Source organism: Bowmanella sp. JS7-9 (assembly GCF_004329715.1).
Classification (GTDB): Bacteria; Pseudomonadota; Gammaproteobacteria; order Enterobacterales; family Alteromonadaceae; genus Pseudobowmanella; species Pseudobowmanella zhangzhouensis.
The window spans coordinates 358,087-378,917 of the sequence record NZ_JXSY01000018.1 but is presented as its reverse complement, the minus strand read 5'-3'; the positions used below and the strand labels follow the sequence as shown (position 1 = coordinate 378,917).

The following is a 20,831-nucleotide window of genomic DNA, read 5'->3' as shown; positions in this document are numbered from 1 at the left end:
GCATGTTACCCGCCGCCCCCACCCTGGTTATTGGCAATAAAAATTATTCCAGCTGGTCGCTGCGTCCATGGCTATTGCTGACTCACTTTAATATCGACTTCGAGGAAACGTCAGTGTCCCTCACTCCGCAAGGCCTGCGCGATCGGCTGCAGAGCTATTCACCCGTGGGAAAAGTGCCCGTGTTACTGCATAACAGCAGTATCATCTGGGATTCTCTGGCTATCTGCGAGTACATCAGCGAAGTATTTCTGAAAAATACCGGCTGGCCGGATGAGCCCATGCAACGGGCTCAGGCTCGCTCCTTATGTGCGGAAATGCATAGTGGTTTTATGGCATTACGCCAACAATGCCCGATGAATGTGCGCGAGCATCGCTCGGTTGAAATGACTGAGGCATTGCGTAAGGATCTGCAACGAATTGACGAAATCTGGTCGGAATGTGCCGCGTACAGCGCCACCGGATGGTTATTCGATCAATTCAGTATTGCCGACTGCTTCTTTGCACCGGTGGCATTTCGTTGCCAATCCTACGATTTGCCACTATCCCCGCATGCGCAGCAATACTGCAAGAAATTACTGAATTTGCCTGCCATGCGACAATGGGCGCACCAAAGTAGCAAAGAAAATGAGGTTCTGACTCACTACCACGTGGGTGAAATTGTCGCCTAACCCATGACTTGTGCGCGTTGGCCGGTTACTATCTGGCTCCTATCTAGATTGCAGTGAATCGACGGAACGAATAAATGATTAGCCGTGTTGTTTTAGTGGCATTAGTCAGCCTGCTTTCACTGTGCATGTCTGCCTGTCAGTCTCCACCACCAGACATTGTAAAAAGCCCCAATGATAGCCGCAGCTATCGACTGCATACCTTGCCAAACGGCCTGTCAGTGTTGTTAATCAGCGATCCTGATGCAGTAAAATCCAGCGTTGCATTGTCTGTTGCAGCAGGCTCATTCGATGAGCCAGCCGAGTTTCCGGGACTCGCCCATTTACTGGAACACATGTTGTTCCTCGGCTCTGAAAAATATCCTCAAGCCGGCGACTACGCTGAGTTTGTTAATCAAAGTGGCGGCAACCTCAACGCCTACACAGATAATCAACAAACTAATTTTATGGTCTCTGTGGATGATGCCAGTTTCGAACTGGCACTGGATCGGTTTTCACGCTTCTTCTGGCAGGCGACGCTGGATCCTGCATATACAGACAAAGAGCGTCATGCCGTAGACGCTGAATGGCGGATGAAACGCAGCGATGACTGGGTGATTCTGGCCAGACTGGATGAGCGGACGCTGGCACCAGCGCACCCGGCGCATCGGTTCAGCTGGGGTAACCTGCAAACCCTACAGGACAGCAAAAATGCCACCTTACATCAGGCACTGGTGGACTTTTACCATACCTATTACCGCGCCAATCAAATGCAGGCCGTGCTAATCAGCCCACGCAGTCTCGATCAGCAAATCGTACTGGCTGAACGTTTCTTTACGCCCATCCCATCAGGCCGGGAGCGTCATAGCACGCCTTTACCGCCTGCATTAGACACAAACACCGGGGCTAAATGGCTGACTTACCAGCCTCAGGCAGACATGCGTCAGTTGCGTATCTCGTTTGTGATTAATAACAATCAGGCAGAATATCGCTATAAACCCAACCACTACATAACCTACCTGCTCAACAGCGAAATGCCCGGCACTCTGGCCGCCACGTTGCGCGAACAAGGACTGGTTGAGGCCCTGTATGCGGATGTGGAACCGGCTCAATATGGTAACGCAGGCAATTTCAGCATTTTCGCCGATCTCACCCTGGCCGGAGCACAACAACCAGAGCGGATTGTCGGCGCCGTGTTTAATTACCTGCAATTGATCTCACAACAGGGGATCCAGCAAGCCTATGCCGATGAGCTGCGCCAATCACTGCAAAACAATTTCCGCTTTTTAACCGAGTCAGATAATGCCCAGCTGGCCATGCATCTGGCCGCTCAGCTGCACAACTACCCCGCCCGGGACGTGTTGGTGTCTCCCTATCAGTTTGCGCAGTTCGAACCACAGCGGATCCGCGCCGTTCTGGCGCAAATGACGCTGGACAATGCACGTATCACCCTGATTAGCCCACAAGCGCAGGCAAACCAACACTTTGAGCATTTCCCGGGACAGTACAGCCAACATAAAATTACCCCGTCACAGCTTCAAAGTTGGCAACAGCAGGCACGCTCACTGACGCTCTCCCTGCCGGCATTCAACACCCTGATGCCGGGTGAATTTACATTGCATCAACCCCTCAGCGATACGCCGCAGATCCTGCAAAATGACCCTGACGGTAGCATGGTGTTAATGCAAAACGGGACGTTCAAAGAGCCTAAAGGCCATATCCTGATCGAACTCAATAGCGACATCACCAAGCAAAGCCCAACGTCCTATGTGGTGGCCAGTTTGCTCAGTCGCGCACTCGGTCGCCAGACCACCGATTTATATGACGAAGCCATCGCCGCGGGCATGAGCCTGTCTGTGGGTATCAATAATGGCCTGAATATTGAACTGGCCGGCTTTAGTGAGCGACAGCCAGAACTGCTGGACCGGCTACTGACGCGTTTGCACTCCATGCGCTTCGAGCCTGCTCATTTAGCTAATCACAAAGCGGCCCTGCTGGAAGAATGGCAAAACGAAGACAAAGCCATGTTGATTGACCAACTGATGCCGACACTGTCGCGCCTGATCAGTCGCGATGAATTTGACCGCGATGCATTACGTGAGGCACTCGATGGGGTATCGGTTGACGATTTGCGACGCCAGCTCACCGAATTACTGTCAAACTATCATTTGCGTGTGTTGATGTTTGGCAATTATTCCCTCGATATCGCGAACAGCATTCATACCCGACTCAGCGTCGCGAACGCCGATAAGCCTCGCTATATATCGCCGATGCTTTCCCTGCCACCGGGCACAACGCTAAGTTGGCAACAGGATGCTGAGCTTAATGATACGGCCTGGTTGGATGCCTATACCCAGCCCTATAGTGTGGAACAGGACGCAACATCACGACTCTTAAGTCAGCTAATTAATGGCGCGATGTTTCGGGTGCTGCGCACAGAACAACAACTGGGTTATTCGCTGGGATATTTCACTTTACCCATTCAACAGCAGTTGTTTAGTGGTTTTTATCTGCAATCGGCAAATAGCGATCTCACCACAACATTTGCGGCGGTAGAGCGCTTTAAAGAGGATTTTCGTGCACAGTTACAGGCACTATCAAGCGATGAACTGAACACCACCCGCGCCAGTTTGCTAGCCAATCTGCAAATGCCGCCAACCAGTACCACAGTAGCGCTCAGCCGGGTTTTACGTGACTGGCAACAAGACCATCTGCAGTTTGATCAACGTCAGCGCCTGATAAACGCGGTACAAAGCGTCACGCTACAGGACATATTGGCCCTGTATGACAGCTACGCCGGACACACCCGTTATTTGATTCAGTTGCGGGGGGCGAACTTCCAACAAACGCCGTTTATCCAGTTGACGGACGCCAAACAGATAACGTCGCTAAACGAAGCGCATTAACCGGCGTGAGGCTGTTGCTTCACGCCGATCAATTTTACCGCCTAGATTGAATAATCCAGCTTTAACCACAATGTGCGACCCGGTTCGTTCACCTTGTCCTCGCTGACAAAGCCTGGGATCAACGACGCACTGCGACTGAGCGCTTCCTGATAAGATTTATTCAGTAAATTATCGATACCCAGACTTAGCCGCCAGTTGGATGCTACTGTGCGACTGGCATTAACGGAAACCACGCCAAACCCGGCGGTGGGAGTGGTATCCAGCCCCACGATAGTCCCCTGCCCCTTGGCAATATGCCGCTGAGCCCTGACCAGGCGCCACACACCGCCCCATTGCCACTGGCCAGAGGTATAGCCGAGGTCGATTCGCAGCTCAGCGGGGGCCTGCTGTGCCAAATCGCGACGGTCTGTGTCATTCATGCCGCGGCTGACAGATAAAGCACTTTGCACCCGCCACGCCTGATCTATTTGCCAGCTCAGCGATGCTTCTCCGCCGTAGGTGTGTGCCGCGATGTTACGCACCGTTTCCGGTCCCATCATGCTTTGTTGATCCAATAACACATAGTCTTGATAGTTGGCGTAGAACAACGAGACATCCCATTGCAGACTGTCTGTCTTGCCCAGCCAGCCCATGTCCCATTGATGGGTTATTTCCGGCGCAATATTAAACGCCGATGGACTGGTTTGGCTCCCTCTGGCCTTGCCTAATAATTCCCAGTAGTCGGGGAAACGTGCCGCCCGGCCCCAACCGGCATACATTGCACTGTCGGCAAACTGCTGCTCGAAGCGGATAAATCCGCTGGTGAGGATGTCTTCACGCACATCTGCAAAGGTCGGATTCATCACCGACACGGTCATGGTTTTCATCAGCATGGAACGCTGGTCAATCGCCTGCCAATCGTCTCGACGAATGCCCAGATGCCAGCTGCGTGCAGGGTTGAGCTGATAATCGCTCTCAATAAACACGCCCCACTGGCTAAATTCACCGTCTGACAGGTGCGGCTTGTCCTGATGGGGCATCATCAACTGATTCATGCTCATGCGATTGGTATGCACATTGTCATTGGTATCTGCGCCGAGGCGCAGTTGCCACCCATCAGCGGGGGTAAGCGTGGCCTGTAATCGGCCACCATCGGTGGTGCGAGTCGGATTCATCGCGGCGGGATTTGGCAGCATCATGCTGGGCGTAAAGGTACGCAGCGAATAGTTATCCATTACATGATCAATATCACTTTGATACCAGTTTACTTCCAGCCGTGATAACCAGGGGGTGATGTCGTCCTGCCGTAAGCGGACACCCCACTGGCTGCGATCAAATTCGCTACCATCCATACTGCGATCGGCGTAGGCGGCTTCACCAGCACTTTGCGCCAGCGTGATAGCCAACACACTGTTTTCAGTTGGCGTCCAGGCCAGCTCTGCGCTACCTCCCTGACGTTGATAATGACTGTTGACCACATTACCCTTGCCATCGCGGTAGTTGTCACTTTCTGCATAAGAGCCGGTAAATCTCACATAGCCTTGTTGGTTGCCGCCCTGCAGATCCGTGCTCAATTCACGCCGCGCAAAACTGGCTATAACCAGACTCACATCGCCCTCGATGCCGGCTTGTTGCATCGGCTGCTCCTGACGTTCAAATTGCACGGTGGCGGTTGCAGGCAGGTTCAGCACACTCTGTGGGCCTTTGATGACCCGGATCACATCATAGTTGTGCGGGTTAATATAGGCGGTTGGCGGATCCATGCGGCTATTACAGCCCCCCAGCAACATTGTGCCATCGTTAACAATGGTCAGACGGGAAGCGGACATACTACGAAATACCGGGTCACCGCTGACCCCACCCTTGCGAATCAAATTAAATCCGGCAATGGTTTTAAGGTAATCGGCCCCATCGCTGGCCGGCAATGGCTGACGAGGCTGTTTAGGATCGGTGACTACCTGACCGGGTTCCAGCATATGTTCGGAGGTGACCACAATCCGCTCAACTGCCGGATCTTTATTCTCTGTTGGTGTGATATCAGTGGTGTGTTGAGCATGAGCGCCGGCTGCCAGCAATGCCAGCGTCAGCGGGGAAAATACAAAGCGCATAATTGTTCCTTTTTATCAGGCACGAAGCCCGCGCGGCCGCGCCGCGTGAATTAATTTGTGATGAATTAACTGATAAAAAGAAAGGTTGGTGGGGCGCGGGATAATCCCCTTGAATAAGCGGCGACCCGCACATCCGCGCTAAGCAGCGCAAATTCCCCATGCACCAGCACGGGTATGGAGGTGTGTGAGTGAACGGAATAGAGCTCGCTAACCTGATCCTGCCACAGAGCTAGCTGACAGCCCGGTTCCTGCAGGCTGGCCGGTGCTTCCTCAGGCGCATCGACAAACACAAAGTGACCCGCGTCGGCACTGGCGAGAGGATCAATCCAGCGCATATCGCGACCGGTACAGATCAGCTCCACATGCTCGCTGGCATAGAATGAAGCCAGCTCCAGCATCCGGCCATTAGTCCAGGCGCCAAATAATCCATTGGCGGCCAAGGCACATAACAGCAGGAAAGATAAAAATCTGGAAAGCAAACTACAAAACCGTGATGACTGACAGGGTCAGATTACCTGCTTAACAACCACCGGCAAAGCATTTCAACGACAATTATTGATAAGCATCAAGCTGGCAGTAGCGCATCGACCAATAATTGCACCGACACGCGCCCGCGAAACTCGTTCACATCCAGTTTGTACGCCAGATGAACATGGTGGGCCAGCGCGTTCGGCCAATGATCGCGGTCCACATTAAACGCGATGGCATCGAGCAACAATCCGGTTTCGGTTTTCACCTGCATCTTCAGATGATTTTCACCTACCACGCGCTGAGATTGCAGTTCAAAGTAACCGTCAAAGCACGGCTCCTCAAATCCCTGTCCCCAGGGCCCTGCCTGTTTCAGTAATCGGGCAAATTCCAACGACAAGTCAGCGTCACTGAGTTGCCCGTCACTCAGAATCTGCCGCTGTGGCGGTGTATCGCCGAGTAATTTCTTCGCGGTGTGATTAAACGCCGCCTCAAAATCAGGCAGATTTTTCACCGGCAACGACAATCCGGCCGCCATGGCATGGCCACCGAATTTACTGATTAATCCCGGATGCGCCGTATTCACTTCATCTAACAAATCGCGCATATGCAGTCCGGGAATCGAGCGCGCCGAGCCTTTAATGATGTCATCATCCTGATGGGCAAAGGCGATGGTTGGGCGGTGATAGCGCTCTTTAATTCGTCCGGCCAGAATGCCGATCACGCCCTGGTGCCAATCTGCCTGATAAAGGCATATACCATGGGGGACACTGTCTTCAGTCAGCGCCAGTGATTGCAGCGCCTTAATCGCTTCCTGCTGCATGCCGCTTTCAATTTCGCGCCGCTCACGATTCAATCCATCTAAGCGACTGGCAATCTCACGTGCCTGATATGTGTCATCACATAACAAACACTCGATGCCCAACGCCATATCATCCAGGCGACCGGCGGCATTTAATCGCGGCCCCACTACAAAGCCCAGATCTGCGGCAGTCAAACGGGATGCCTGACGATTGGCCACCTCCATCAGGGCAATAATCCCCGGGCGGCAACGGCCGCTACGAATACGTTGTAAGCCCTGATGCACCAAAATCCGGTTGTTATCGTCTAATCTCACCACATCCGCGACGGTACCGACCGCGACAATATCCAGTAATTCCGCCAGATTCGGTGCAGACCGCTGGGTAAACCAACCCCGTTGGGTCAGTTCTGCCTTGAGGGCCAGCATCAGATAAAATGCGACCCCGACGCCGGCCAGATGTTTGCTGGGAAAATCGCAGCCCAGTTGATTGGGATTAACGATGGCTTTCGCCTCTGGTAACTGTTCGCCAGGTAAATGGTGATCGGTAATCACCACATCGATACCTAACTGATTAGCCCGCTCCACGCCGGCCAGACAGGCAATGCCACTATCCACTGTCATAATCACTTCGGCCTGCATTTGTGCGGCTACATCGACGATTTCCGGTGATAAGCCATAACCAAAATCAAAGCGATTAGGCACCAGATACTGATGACCCTGACAGCCCATGCGCGCCAATGCCAGCATACACAGTGCGGTACTGGTGGCACCATCTGCGTCAAAATCGCCGACAATCACCAGGCGTCTACCGGTTTCAATGGTGTCAGCCAACACAGACGCCGCCTGCCCGATACCTTTGAGCTGTTGATAATGGGTCAGTGCCTGCAATGAAGTGTCCAGCTGACCGCTATGTTTAATGCCGCGGCTGGCGTAAATATCTGCAATGCGGGGATGCACCACGCCAGACAGGTCTACCCTGTCTGGCGCTGGTCGACGAACAATTTGCATAGGTGAGTATTAGGGCGAAAAAGTGTTATTTAATTTTCTGCAGTGTTTGCAGTAATTGTTTAGGAGGTAAATAACCCGGCATCAGGCTGCCATCTTTGGCAATGATTGCCGGCGTAGAGTTCACGCCGACACTTTGTGCAAAGGCATATTGTTCTGCAAGACGGTTATCACATTGTTTGGGTTTAACTTTTTGCCCGGCCATCCCCTTAGTCATGGCTTCCTGCGGTTTATCTGCGCACCAGATTGACTCCAGCTCATTAAACGAGGGATGTTCCGTGCCATAACGGGGAAAGGCCATATATTCGACGGTAATACCCAAGTCATTGTATTCATCAATTTGCGAGTGCATACGACGACAATAGGTACAGGTGGTATCGGTAAACACAGTAATTTTGTATTTCTCGTCTTTGGCAGGAAAAACCAGTTTGCTGTCGGCAAATGACGCCACTCCCGCTAAACGCACCCGGGTCATGGTTTTTTCAGTTTCATTAACCAGACCTTCCGTCAGGTTATACATCAGCCCGCGCAGCAGGTACTGACCATCCGGGGTGGCATAAAATACACCTTGCGAGGTGATCACTTCACGCAGGCCGGGCATAGCCGCCGGGTTAATCTCACTAACCGCCAGGCCCAGCTGATTTTCGAATAAGTCGCGTAATACATCGTCATTATCGGTAACCAGTTGCGCACCGGCCGACACACACCAGAACACACTGGCAATCAATAGGATTAACTTCTTCATACTACTCCCGAGTTTGGTTGCCGAAAATAAGACCGGCTGACACCGCATATTGGCTCATTGTATGTGAATTAAACCTGAAGTTCAGCCTCTGGGATGATGCTCACCAATGACTTTATGTAAACGACTGGTCGCCACATGGGTATAAATTTGCGTGGTAGACAGATCACTGTGCCCCAATAGCATTTGCACGACACGTAAATCTGCACCATGGTTGAGTAAATGGGTGGCAAAGGCGTGGCGAAGAGTATGCGGTGATAACTCGCTACTGATACCCGCCACCTGTGCGTAATATTTAATCCGATGCCAGAACGTCTGACGTGTCATCATCTTGCCGCGATTGCTGGGAAACAGCCAAGCGCAATCACTCTTGAGCAACATACCGCGCCCTTTACGTAAATACACATCAATGGCGTCAAGGGCCTGTTCACCGAGGGGGACTAAACGTTCTTTGCCACCTTTGCCGGTAATTCTGACCATGCCCTGGGTCACACTAAGCTGATCCATACGTAAACCAACCAACTCCGTAACCCGCAAACCTGTTGCGTACAATACTTCTAACATCGCCTTGTCCCGCAATTGCACCGCATCCTGCGCGGTAGGGGCAGCCAGCAACGCATCAACCTGCTCTTCGGTCAGCGTTTTTGGCAATGGCTTAGGTAGCTTGGGATTTTTAATCTGAACCAACGGGTCTGCGTGGCGTAATTTTTCGCGCAGCAGATATTGTACAAAGGTGCGTAAACTGCTGAGAAAGCGTGCCATGCTGCGAGCCTTCATGCCTTCATCGTAGCGTAGCGCCAGATACTGATTGACGGCCTGATCATCAAAATCTTTCAGGTCGATAGATTGCTCACTGAGGAAATCACTAAATTGGCGTAGGTCACGTCGATAGGATTGCAGGGTGTTTTCACTCAGCCCTTTTTCCAGCCATACGGCATCAATAAATTGATCGACCAGTAATTGATTATTCGACATGACGGTAGTCACTGAAAGGTTAGAGGCACGCACATCCATTTTGCAATCTCTCCATTTTGCATATACGACCATGTTAGCAGGCTCTGTCCGCTTCGGAACACTGTGCCGCCGAATTTGAACCAGCAGAATTAGCGGTTGGTCGTATTGTGGCAAGTCCCTTGCTCACAATTTATTCAAATGGTTTGACTGGCCTATCTTAGGTGCACAACCTAACCAGATACTCGCGCTGTCGGGAAGTGGTTCGACACCACCTGGCGAATATTATTTCCCCATACAATGGCTTGATTAAACAAACTATGCAATTGACGTTGGTCTACACCCATTTGCTTGGAAAAACGAATCAAATTCAGCCAATTGGCACTTTCAAACGCTTTGGCCGTATGCAGATAGGTGGTCAAGCGCCCTTCTTTACTCATTAAGGCATCTTTAATTTCATTATCCACCGGCAATTTACCAATCACGGTATTGATATCCTGATCCAGCAGCGTATCGAGCAATGAGAACAGGCCAACCAGAAAACCTTTAGGTGGATTGTCTTTGTCCTTACACTCGTGGCTTAGCAATTCGCAAAACTTCGCCCGAACCAGCGACATATGCAACAGTTCAAACGGCTTGTCATCACTAATACGCGCCAGCGCCACAAGCGAAATAAATTTCTTCAACTCCAGTTCACCCATGTAATTTAACGCATGGCGTATAGAGGTAATTTCATAGCGCTTGTTGATTAGGGGGTTGTTGATAAAGCGCAACAACATATATGACAAGCCCACATCTTTCTCAAAGATGTCATTCACTTTCTGTAAGTCAAAGCCGGCGTGTGCGGTAATTTCCATCAGTTGCAGCATTGCCAGCTTAGAAGTTGGCAAATTGCGCGACTTAATGATTTGTGGCTTAGCAAAGTAATAGCCCTGATACAAATCGAAGCCATAGGGTTTGAGTTTTTCGTACTCTTCGCGGGTTTCGACTTTCTCTGCCACCAGTTTGATATTCGCACGCTGAAATTTTGGCAAATGCTGGGCGATGGTTTCTATTGGCGTACGATGGGTATCGACCTTGAGCATGTCGATATACGGCAAAAAAACATCCCAGCGCGGGTCAAAATTATGATCATCCAATGCCAGGGTATAGCCATTGTTTTTAATGCGTTTGCAGGCCTCGACCATTTCCCTTGTGGTAGGAATGGTCTCAACAATTTCCACCACGGTTTTTTCCGGATTCAGTATACTGGTGAAATCGTTGAGCAGTGAATCTTTGTGGAAGTTAATAAATGAACGTTTATCGCCACTGAATTCTTCCAGCCCCAGTGTCAGATAATTTCTTGCCAGAATGCTTGAAGTCGCCTCATCGGGCAGAACATCCGGAAAACAGTTATTCTTGCCGTCACGAAACAATAGCTCGTACGCCTGCACTTCCATGTTGTTGTCTAAAATGGGCTGCCTTGCTACATACGCAAACATGTTATCCAACCTCTGCCACCGAATTGTGCGCTCCCGCGCGTTGTTCATATTCTCTTTGGCACTATACCCGCAGACCCGAACATCACCTAACTCAAATTAACAAAATCCCTACAAGTTGCCTGAAAAACTGGATCTGTCGTGGTGTCGCAAGCAAAATACCCAACCAAATCCTTTAATTTACGGAATCCATCGCTTTGAATGTCGGTTTGTTTTTCGGCTCTACCACCTGCTACACAGAAATGGCTGCGGAGAAAATCCAGCAGGCCAGTCAGCGCCTGAATATTGAGCTATTTAACATTAAAGATACTCCTCTTAGCCATACCCTCACCTATGACGTATTGATCTTGGGCATTTCTACCTGGGACTTTGGTGAACTGCAGGAAGACTGGGAATCTCACTGGGATGAAATCAGTGGATTAGACCTCACCGATAAAGTCGTTGCCCTGTTCGGACTGGGTGATCAATTGGGTTATACCGACTGGTTTCAGGATGCGCTGGGCATGCTGCACGATGAAGTCGTTGCGGCCGGTGCGGTTGTGATAGGTCATTGGCCAAATCAGGGCTATCAGTTTACCCACTCGAAAGCACTCAACGAGGGTCAAACTCATTTCGTGGGCCTGAGCCTGGATGAAGAAAATCAATATGAACTGACCGATTCACGCATTGCCGAATGGATTCATCAACTGGAAGCCACGTTATTGGACTGAATCGTTTAAAAATTAACTGAACGATTGACCTACATCACCTGCTTTATTGGAAAAATTCTTTGTGATAGCTACACTTGCGGCTAAGTCGTGACTTAACGTCACACTTAACATAAGTTTGTTCTGCCAAGGAAAGTCGTCACGGATGATTCGCTACCAGGCGAATTTGAGCCAAAATCAATCTCGCCTCGTACATGCAACAGACAAACGTTGTTACTCACTCGTTATGGGACACAGTATGAAAAAATCCATCATAGCCACTGCGCTAGCTTCGGTGCTCGCGTTCAGTGCACAGGCAGATATCAACTTCTCGGGCTTTGCCACAGTTGTTGGTGGTAAAACCTCAGGCGACGACCAGGTTTTTCGCGGCTACGACAATGAATTTGACTTATCCACCGGCTCATTATTTGCCATTCAGGCAAACTCGGATTTAGGCGATGGGCTAAGCGCCACCGTACAAATGATGGCACGTGGCAGTGACGATTGGGATCCGGAATTCGCGTGGGCCTATTTAAGCTACGACGCCACAGAAGACTGGCGTTTACTGTTTGGTCGCCAGCGCGCACCTATGTATTTGTATTCAGACTACCTGGACGTTTCATACGCCTACCACTGGTTACGCCCACCACAAGCAGTGTATGACGCGCCGTTTGATACCTTCGATGGTATCGGTTCAATTTATAGCACTACGGTAGGCGATTCTTTCGTTACCTGGCACATGATCTACGGTATCAATGATGATAAAGATACCCCAATTAACGACACCACCTTAGATACCAAATTTAGTGACTTGTTCGGTGGATCTCTGACCTGGAACTATGACTGGCTCACATTACGCGGCGCTTATTTCCAGGCAAACGCCTATATTCCGCTTAACGAAGCCCCGGCAGGAACAGCCGTAAGTCAGATAGCCGCGTTACAGGCTGGCTGGGCAACGACACCCTACGCTGTTATTGCCGACGAGATTGGCATCGATGATGACAAAATCACTTTCGCCGAATTTGGTATGCAAATCGATTACAACGACTGGGTCATTGTCGGTGAAATCACTAAGCTGGATTTGAGTAAAACCATCTTCCCCGATCAGGACAGCTGGTACGTGTCGGTCGGTAAGCGTATGGACAGTGTGATGCTACATGCCACCTACGGCAATAATAAAGACTCCAGCGAGTTTTTAGTTCCTAAATACAATGTGCCGTTCCCAACGGGTACAGCGCTCGACGCCCTGGCTGGCGGCACGCAGCTGGTACAGAACACGTTGGATGTGGATGAGGATTTTTACACGTTAGGTATACGCTGGGATTTCCACCCGTCGGTCGCGTTTAAAGCCGAGTTCACCAATACCGAAGACGATGTGCTGGGTAAAGATGTGAAATTATTCCAGATTGGTCTGGTCAGCGTATTCTGAGGAGGCAACTATGAAGACGCAAATTAAAGCTTTGGCAATCGCCACCTCATTGCTGTTCAGTGCCTCAGTGCTGGCAGAAATCGCCATTATCGTGCACCCATCGAACGGAGATACCATCACTCAGGATGATATTTCTAAATTATTCCTGGGTAAGGACAAGTCCTTTCCGGGTGGCGCGCCTGCGGTGCCCATCAACCAGGGCGGCGCGATCGGTGATGAGTTCAATGAGAAGGCTCTGAACAAGTCCAGCACGCAAATGAAAGCCTATTGGTCAAAACTGGTGTTCACCGGTAAAGGTACACCGCCGAAAGATGCGGCCAGTGACGAAGAAGCGAAAGCGTTGGTAGCGGGCAATCCAAACCTGATTGGCTACATCGATGCATCGAAAGTAGACGGTTCGGTAAAAGTGGTACTGAAACTCTAGTGTGACACTCTGTAAACTCAAGCCGCCTTTATGGCGGCTTTTTTATTCAGAAATTCAGGTAAAACGCCCGGCAAAGTTGGCGAAAAGCCGCACTGTATTGTCGGTTTTCATCATAAATGTGCAGGGATTGGATGACTGGGTCGCATGCTGCACGACCAAAACTAACTAACACCCGGCGAATTTCACTGCCAGATGTGGCGCTGATATTCAACCGACGCTGCACATGTAAACCCTGATGCAACGCCTGCGCGATAAATTCATCGCCTTGTGTCAGCGGCAGTACCAGCGAAAATATGCCGTCAACGGCCAACAAGCGCCCAACATGGTGCGCCAACTCATGCAGACTTAACCCCACCTGATGGCGCGCCATATGTTGATGTTGCGCGTGTTCAGCGGCGGCTGGAAAATAAGGCGGGTTGGCGACAATACAGTCGTATTGCAGTGCTTCATGGCTTTGCAAACGCTCATGCAATACCTCAATGCGCGCTGGCCAGGGGCTATTGAGTGTATTTTGCCGCGCCACCTGCACGCTGACTTCATCCAATTCCAGTGCAGTCACGCACAAATTGGCGCTACGCTGCGCCAGCATCAACGCCAAAATACCGCTACCTGTGCCGATATCCAGACAACGCCCACTATCAGGCACCTCCGCCCAACTGCCGAGCAAAATACTATCGGTGCCCACCTTCATAGTGGCGTTGTCATGGGCGACAAAAAACTGTTTAAACCGGAATCCACCTGACATTCGGGATATTTCCTTAAAAAGCTGACTCGCAGTGTAATGCGCGGCATACTGCCCGCTATTGTAACGAATAAAATAAACCAAATGGCAGCCGTTAAATTCGATGATGTACGCCACGCTCTGGCGCGTTTACAACCTTACCTGCTCCCCACCCCAATTTTTGAATCACGCATGCTCAATGACTGGCTGGGCCATCGCATTTTGTTTAAGGCGGAATGCCTGCAACGCACCGGTGCGTTTAAAGCAAGAGGCGCGCTCAATACGCTGGCGTGGTTACAGGAAAATGGCCAGTTACCTGAGCGGGTGGTGGCGAATAGTTCAGGTAATCATGCGCAGGCGGTGGCACTGGCGGCCAATTTATTTGGCATTCAGGCGACCATTTATACCGCGCAAAATGTTTCGGCTGTAAAAGCAGCAGCCACCGAATATTACGGCGCAGAGCTGATACGCTGCGCCACCCGCATGGAAGCCGATAGACTGGTGGCAGAGGCGGCGCAACAGCCAGGATGCTATTGGATCCCACCGTTCGACCACCCACAGGTTGTTGCGGGTCAGGGAACGGCGATGCTAGAAGCGGCAAGTCAGATTGAACAGTTGGATGCGGTTTTTGCCCCCTGTGGCGGTGGCGGTTTATTGTCCGGCACGCTGATCGCTGCCCGGGAAGTATTTCCGGCTTGTGAGGTTATCGGCGCCGAGCCCGCTATGGCCAATGATGCCGCCATGTCACTGGCAGCAGGCAGCATTCAGCGCCTGGCCGCCTCTCCTGCAACGCTGGCCGATGGCGCCGCTACGTTAGCGGTTAGCGAGCTGACGTTTAGTTATCTGCAGCAACTGGATGACTTCTATCAGGTAGATGAAGCACAAATCGCCTATTGGACCCAATGGCTGACCCATTTGCTGAAACTTCAGGTAGAGCCTACGTCGGCCATGTCCATGGCCGCGGTCGCCTCATGGTGTATGCAACAAGACGAACAGAAGACGGTGCTGTTGATGCTGTCCGGCGGGAATATAGACCAGGCGAAACATCAGTTGATCTGGGCGGAAGATTATTTGCAACAACCGCCCATTCTGTAACTAGTCGTCAATGCGTTCGAAACGCGGCAGCGACTCGCCATTCACTTCGACTGACTCACAAAACATCGACAGTGGCCTGACCCACAGGCCACGCTCTCCATACATCGGCCGGTATACAACCAATTTGGATTCATCTTCGCTGTGAGTGGCGACATCAATGACCTCATACAAATTACCTTTGTAATGACGATAAGTGCCGGGTTTGAGGGTGTGAGACATAGTTTTATTCCTGATAAACAAGCCCGCCAGTATACCCTAATTCGGCGCCCCGCAGGCCAGCCACAGATACTGACTGGCCTGTTTGCCTAATACGTCAACACTCAGGTGTTGATCATAAGGACGTCCTGCCAAACCGGCACACACAAATAAGGGGATCAGGTGCTCCTCACGGGGGTGAGAAAGCGCACCGCCCGGAGCCTGCTGCCAGTGCTGCATAGCTTCTTCATTGGATTCTGCCATGGCCGCTTCCAGCCATTGCTCAAACGCGTGGTTGGCTTGATTGATCGTCTGATTACCCGGTTCAAAAAAGCCGCGCATATTGTGGAATGAGAAACCCGAACCCAGCACCAGTACATCGCTCAGATCCATGCCCTGCAAGGCTTTACCCAGCGCCAGATGAAACTCAACCGACAAATCCTGTCGCAGTGATACCTGTACACAGGGAATATCCGCGTCGGGATACATAATTTTCATCGGTACAAATACCCCATGATCTAACCCGCGCTCAGTTTCTGCGTCCGCATCGATACCCTGCGCCTTGAGCTGGCTTAAAATCTGCGCGGCCAGTTCAGGTTCTCCCTGACAAGGATATTGGATAGCGTAAGACTCTGGCGGAAATCCGTAATAATCATATAACAGCGAAGGATTAGCAGATGTCGTGACCCGCACCGGGGTGCTTTCCCAATGGGCGCTAAACACAATGACCGCCTTAGGACGATTGAGTTGCGAGGCTAACTGTTGCAGGCAGGATACCAATGCCTGATGGCCTACATCGCCAAGTAGAGGTAACGGGCCACCGCCGTGGGAAATAAATAAAATATCTGCTGTTTGCATCGTCATTGTTTTCCGGTCATTTTTTCCAGCTTACTCCAGCGTTAGCGGCAGGTCTTTTTGAAAAATTTCGATAAACCTTTCGATAGCCAATGGATTTGCATATGCTGAGCGACGTGTAGCAAAGGGGAGAGTCAACATGTTGTACAACGGCAGTTGCCATTGTGGTCGCGTCACGTTTACCGTTGAGGCACCAGAGAAGATTGAAGCGGAGCGCTGTAATTGTTCGGTGTGCAGTAAAAGTGGCTTTTTACACCTGATTGTCCCGCTGAGTCGCTTTACCTTGTTGACTGGGGCAGACGCCCTGACTATCTACACCTTCAATACCGGGGTGGCAAAACACACCTTTTGTAAAGTCTGTGGGGTAAAACCTTTCTATACGCCCCGTTCAAATCCTGACGGTATCGATATCAACCTGAATTGTCTGGATACCCGTCCGAAACATATCGATATAGTGGAATTTGATGGCCAGAACTGGGAGCAAAATGCCGCCAGTCTGGCGCATAAGAGTCAGGATTAGCGCGGGTACTGCGCCGGCGAGCCAGGTGCAGGTAAAGAGCCCTGAATAAACTCGCGCAGATCCTGATTAGATTTTTGCAAATCCTCGCGACGCAAATACATCATATGCCCACTGCGATAACCCTTAAACGACAGGCGCTCACGCATTTTGCCGCTGGGATCGAGCTGCCACATTGAATATTTAGCATCGAAATAATTGGTGGCACCGTCGTAATATCCGCTTTGCACCATCACCTGCAAAAATGGATTTTGCGCCATAGCCTGACGCAGATTTTCGCCAGTTTTATCGCCTTCGCGCTCCCATGGATGCACAGGCCCAAACATGTTGTATTTCACATCAGTTTTGTAGTTCAGCTCTTCACGCAGATAATAATTAATCGCTGGCGTAAAGGCGTGTAACCAAGCCGTCAGTTCGGCGAAATAATCCGGATTATCACCTACATCCTGTTTATCTATACCTAAATAGCGGCTGTCCAGGCGACCAACGGTTTTGCTCTCATCGCGCAATAATTCCTTCCAGAACGTCCAGGTTGAGACATCCAGATTCTGCCCGGCAATAAAGGTTTCAGATAACCCTGAATAGCGCGCCATTTGCTTAAGTACGTCAGCCTTTTCCTGTGCGTCGATAAAACCGCCCTTACTCAGTGCCGGCAATAATCGGTTCAGGGTGAATTCCTCGACCTGAGGGAGCAAATCATCTAAATCCAGCGCCTGCAGGTCAGCCGGTAGTTTCTTATGATACCAGGCGGTCGCGGCGAAATAGGGCAAGCGATTCGCAGCTTCTACCGGCCCTTCACGTTTCAGGCCCAATTCTGTAGGTGATACCAATACCACCCCATTGAGATACATCCACTGGGCGTTTTGCAACTCCAGCGCCAGCCCCGACACCCGGGTAGTGCCGTAGCTTTCACCTATCAGGTATTTGGGGCTTAACCAGCGATTGTGTTGTGTGACAAACGTGTTTAGCCAGCCGGCCAGATATTTGACGTCTGCATTCACCCCAAAAAACATCGATTTTTGTTTATCTTTATCCGGCATTTTGCCGTCTTTGTCCGGTAATACGCGGCTATAGCCTGTATTTACCGGGTTCACAAACACGATGTCAGCTACATCCAGGATCGAATACGGGTTCGTTTGTACACCATAAGGTTGGACCGGATAGCCCTCGCTATCGATATTCAGGATCCGCGGACCTGTATAGGCGATATGCATCCATACTGACGCCGAGCCAGGCCCGCCGTTGAAGGACATAATCAGTGGCCGGCGAGTCACATCTTTCACATCGGTACGCTGGTAATAGGTATAAAACAAGGTTGCCGTTGCGTTACCCTGTTCGTCCCACACAGGTTGTGTACCGGTGGTGGCCTGGTAGCTGATCTTGTTACCTAAAATCGTCGTTTTGTGCTGTGTAATGACCTGACTTATTGGGTCGATTTTTATGTTCGCGGTGTCATCTGCGACGACTGACAATGAACAACATACTAAGCTGCCTGCCATCAGTCTGATGATACGCTGAGCGATTCCCATAACCTGTTCCTTTTTAAAGACTTTTCAACAGCATACGCGAAGCAGACCAATAGCCAAGGCCGTTTAACCTGCCGATTGCCGATATAAACGAATGATGCCGGTCACCAGCGCAAGTTGCGCCAGGTAATAACTAAGCATGATCAGTAAATCAGCCCCCTCGAATGGGGCGACAAAACGATTGATGGCGATCATCGAGTCTGACGCCACAAACAGCGCGGCACCGATTGCGATTAATCCACCTGTTGGCAACAACCACACCGATAAAATCGCCATGCAGGCTATCACCAGCACATAGACACTCACCGCTACGCGTAGCACGCTGTCTTGCGGCATGATCCAGCTAAGTAGCGCTGCGCAATACACCAGGTATCCAAGGGTCGCGAGCAGTTTCGGCTTGCGCCACTGGCTTTGCACAAAAGCACTGAAGATTTTCACGTAGGTCAGTTGCGCCAACAAAAACGCACCAAGCCCGAATAGAAAATGGTTAGCAAACGGCAACGCCAGCAGCACATCGCCCATCATGCTAAACAACATCGCCAACGACACCCACAGGCGCAGTTTACCGCCTGACTGCACGGCGCCCCACACCAGCAACATGCCGATGGGCAAGGCTTTATGCAGTGCGTGAAACGATGCCGGCAGTAACGCCGGCCACAACAGATAGCTGGTTGCTGCGCCTATCCAAAGCACAAGCCACCAACGTGATAGTGTTGTCATCCGGCTTATCCCTGCATTTGCTCGAGTTCTTTACCTTTGGTTTCATGCACCATGCGCACGACAAACCACACAGAGACCAGTGCACACAGCGCATAGAATCCATAGGCCCCCGCTAATCCAATACCGGTCAGCATGATTGGGAAGGTCATCGCGATAGCAAAGTTGCTGCCCCATTGAAACAGGCCACTGATTGCCAGACCGGAACCCCGAATTTGATTAGGGAACATTTCACCCAGCATTACCCACATGACCGGCCCCCAAGACATATTGAAGAAGAACACGTACACGTTAGCAGCAATCAATGTCAGCGTGCCCATTGCCCCCAGTTGCAGGCCATTGCTGGTCACTTGAGCATTGGAAAAGCACCACACCATTACCGCAAGCGATACCGCCATGCCGATGCTTCCGAGCAACAGCAGGGGTTTACGACCGATTTTATCGATTACCGCGATAGTGATAAGGCACGCCGCAATACTGACACCACCAGAGATGATGTTAATCAGCAGTGCCTGCGACTCGGCAAAACCTGCCGCCTGCCATAACACCGCGCCGTAGTAGAACACCACATTGATCCCGACCAACTGCTGGAATGTGGCTAATCCAACCCCAACCCAGACAATCTTGCGCAATTTACCGCTTCCGGCGTCCATCAGATCAGCAAGCCTGGGGGCATGTTCCTGATTCAGAGATTGCTCGATCTCCGCCCGCTTTGGTGCGGCATTAACCGTTCCGTACAAGCGGCCCAATACAGTATCTGCCTGAGCTTGCTCACCTTTGGCCACTAAATAACGCGGGCTTTCCGGAATAAACAGCAGCGCCAGTAAAAACACTACCGCAGGGAACAGCTCCATCCAGAACATCCAGCGCCATGCCTCGTAGCCCATCCATAAAACATCAGTTGATTTACCGGCATATTGAGCAAGTAAGTAATTACTGACAAAGGCAATAAATAAACCCGCGATGATGGCAATTTGCTGCACCGAGGATAAGCGTCCACGGTAATGGGCAGGTGCAACTTCACTGATATACGCCGGCGACATGACCGATGCGGCGCCGACAGCCAGGCCGCCCAGCACCCGATAGATAATAAACTCCAGCGAGGAACCGGCCATGCCACTGCCCCAGGCGCTGATGATAAACAGCAACGCGGCGATTCGCAGCATATTGCGCCGTCCATAACGGTCGGCTAGCCAGCCGGCAAAAAACGCACCGACTGCGCAGCCCAGTAGCATACTGGCCACATTGAATCCGGTGGCGATATCTTCTGCGTTGAAAGCCATTTTCAGGCCATCGACGGTGCCGTTAATTACGCCACTATCGAAGCCAAACAAAAAGCCGCCAATGGTGGCCACGACAGCGATAAAAAAGATAAATCCATGATTATGTTGAGACGTGTCCAGTGCCATAGCTTGCTCCTGTTGTTATATTTTTATGTGCACATTAGGTCAGGCTGTGTAGCTAAACACAACATACAAACGTATGTAACCAGTTTGTTAAATTTTTACAGATTTCACCTGCTGACTGGACATCCGCCACCGACCCCGATATAACCTAACTCATCCGACCAGAAGAGACTTTTC

Annotated in this window: 19 protein-coding genes; 7 read left to right on the top strand and 12 right to left on the bottom strand. The window is 51.0% G+C overall.

Features of this window, described 5'->3' with window-relative positions; all coding sequences use genetic code 11:
* Positions 1–2: 2 nt before the first annotated feature.
* Both TK45_RS11205 and TK45_RS11200 read left to right on the top strand, forming a co-directional pair.
* Entirely contained in the window at positions 3–668 is a 666-nt protein-coding gene (locus TK45_RS11205; protein WP_131258769.1) for a glutathione S-transferase family protein, read from the top strand.
* Positions 669–742: 74 nt separating this feature from the next.
* The gene (locus TK45_RS11200) at positions 743–3,550 is read left to right on the top strand and encodes an insulinase family protein (RefSeq protein WP_131258767.1); all 2,808 of its coding nucleotides are present in this window, start codon (positions 743–745) and stop codon (positions 3,548–3,550) included.
* Positions 3,551–3,591: 41 nt separating this feature from the next.
* Here TK45_RS11200 and TK45_RS11195 read toward each other — a convergent pair whose 3' ends face one another.
* The 6 genes from TK45_RS11195 to TK45_RS11170 form a co-directional block, all read right to left on the bottom strand.
* The gene (locus tag TK45_RS11195) at positions 3,592–5,637 is read right to left on the bottom strand and encodes a TonB-dependent copper receptor (protein ID WP_131258765.1); all 2,046 of its coding nucleotides are present in this window, start codon (positions 5,635–5,637) and stop codon (positions 3,592–3,594) included.
* A gap of 65 nt (positions 5,638–5,702) precedes the next feature.
* Positions 5,703–6,116 carry a hypothetical protein gene (locus TK45_RS11190; RefSeq protein WP_131258763.1) on the bottom strand — a complete coding sequence of 138 codons (414 nt, stop codon included), beginning with the start codon at positions 6,114–6,116 and terminating at the stop codon, positions 5,703–5,705.
* Between the two features lie 86 nt (positions 6,117–6,202).
* Entirely contained in the window at positions 6,203–7,915 is a 1,713-nt protein-coding gene (recJ, locus tag TK45_RS11185; RefSeq protein ID WP_131258753.1) for a single-stranded-DNA-specific exonuclease RecJ, read from the bottom strand.
* Between the two features lie 25 nt (positions 7,916–7,940).
* On the bottom strand, positions 7,941–8,657 hold the full coding sequence (locus TK45_RS11180) for a thioredoxin fold domain-containing protein (RefSeq protein ID WP_165490764.1): 717 nt from the start codon (positions 8,655–8,657) through the stop codon (positions 7,941–7,943).
* An 81-nt stretch (positions 8,658–8,738) separates the two neighbouring features.
* On the bottom strand, positions 8,739–9,668 hold the full coding sequence (gene xerD / locus TK45_RS11175) for a site-specific tyrosine recombinase XerD (RefSeq protein WP_254426595.1): 930 nt from the start codon (positions 9,666–9,668) through the stop codon (positions 8,739–8,741).
* Between the two features lie 170 nt (positions 9,669–9,838).
* Positions 9,839–11,086 carry an EAL and HDOD domain-containing protein gene (locus TK45_RS11170; protein WP_131258750.1) on the bottom strand — a complete coding sequence of 416 codons (1,248 nt, stop codon included), beginning with the start codon at positions 11,084–11,086 and terminating at the stop codon, positions 9,839–9,841.
* A gap of 188 nt (positions 11,087–11,274) precedes the next feature.
* Here TK45_RS11170 and fldB point away from each other — a divergent pair, with 188 nt between their 5' ends.
* From fldB to TK45_RS11155, 3 genes are all read left to right on the top strand, one after another.
* Positions 11,275–11,793, top strand: a complete 519-nt coding sequence (gene fldB, locus TK45_RS11165; RefSeq protein ID WP_217350831.1) for a flavodoxin FldB — start codon at positions 11,275–11,277, stop codon at positions 11,791–11,793.
* A 235-nt stretch (positions 11,794–12,028) separates the two neighbouring features.
* A complete protein-coding gene (locus TK45_RS11160) occupies positions 12,029–13,198 on the top strand; it encodes a hypothetical protein (RefSeq protein ID WP_131258746.1) in 1,170 nt (389 codons plus the stop codon).
* A 10-nt stretch (positions 13,199–13,208) separates the two neighbouring features.
* The gene (locus tag TK45_RS11155) at positions 13,209–13,622 is read left to right on the top strand and encodes a phosphate ABC transporter substrate-binding protein (RefSeq protein ID WP_217350826.1); all 414 of its coding nucleotides are present in this window, start codon (positions 13,209–13,211) and stop codon (positions 13,620–13,622) included.
* Positions 13,623–13,668: 46 nt separating this feature from the next.
* Here the strand turns inward: TK45_RS11155 and TK45_RS11150 are convergent, their stop codons facing one another.
* Positions 13,669–14,367, bottom strand: a complete 699-nt coding sequence (locus TK45_RS11150) for a tRNA1(Val) (adenine(37)-N6)-methyltransferase (RefSeq protein ID WP_131258745.1) — start codon at positions 14,365–14,367, stop codon at positions 13,669–13,671.
* Between the two features lie 81 nt (positions 14,368–14,448).
* On the opposite strand from TK45_RS11150, the gene TK45_RS11145 reads away from it, so the two are divergent.
* Positions 14,449–15,438: a serine/threonine dehydratase gene (locus TK45_RS11145; RefSeq protein WP_131258743.1), complete on the top strand. Its 990-nt coding sequence runs from the start codon at positions 14,449–14,451 to the stop codon at positions 15,436–15,438.
* On the opposite strand, the gene TK45_RS11140 is transcribed toward TK45_RS11145, so the two are convergent.
* Positions 15,439–15,657 carry a DUF1653 domain-containing protein gene (locus TK45_RS11140; protein ID WP_131258741.1) on the bottom strand — a complete coding sequence of 73 codons (219 nt, stop codon included), beginning with the start codon at positions 15,655–15,657 and terminating at the stop codon, positions 15,439–15,441. It abuts the gene before it with no gap.
* 36 nt (positions 15,658–15,693) lie between these two features.
* A complete protein-coding gene (locus TK45_RS11135) occupies positions 15,694–16,497 on the bottom strand; it encodes a class III extradiol ring-cleavage dioxygenase (protein WP_254426594.1) in 804 nt (267 codons plus the stop codon).
* A gap of 130 nt (positions 16,498–16,627) precedes the next feature.
* On the opposite strand from TK45_RS11135, the gene TK45_RS11130 reads away from it, so the two are divergent.
* The gene (locus TK45_RS11130; protein WP_131258739.1) at positions 16,628–17,008 is read left to right on the top strand and encodes a GFA family protein; all 381 of its coding nucleotides are present in this window, start codon (positions 16,628–16,630) and stop codon (positions 17,006–17,008) included.
* On the opposite strand, the gene TK45_RS11125 is transcribed toward TK45_RS11130, so the two are convergent.
* The 3 genes from TK45_RS11125 to TK45_RS11115 form a co-directional block, all read right to left on the bottom strand.
* Positions 17,005–18,504 carry a S10 family peptidase gene (locus TK45_RS11125; RefSeq protein ID WP_131258890.1) on the bottom strand — a complete coding sequence of 500 codons (1,500 nt, stop codon included), beginning with the start codon at positions 18,502–18,504 and terminating at the stop codon, positions 17,005–17,007. The two genes, TK45_RS11130 and TK45_RS11125, sit on opposite strands and share 4 nt — an antisense overlap.
* Positions 18,505–18,597: 93 nt before the next feature.
* A complete protein-coding gene (locus TK45_RS11120; protein ID WP_131258737.1) occupies positions 18,598–19,251 on the bottom strand; it encodes a lysoplasmalogenase in 654 nt (217 codons plus the stop codon).
* 5 nt (positions 19,252–19,256) lie between these two features.
* A complete protein-coding gene (locus tag TK45_RS11115) occupies positions 19,257–20,657 on the bottom strand; it encodes a sugar porter family MFS transporter (RefSeq protein ID WP_131258735.1) in 1,401 nt (466 codons plus the stop codon).
* Positions 20,658–20,831: the final 174 nt, after the last annotated feature.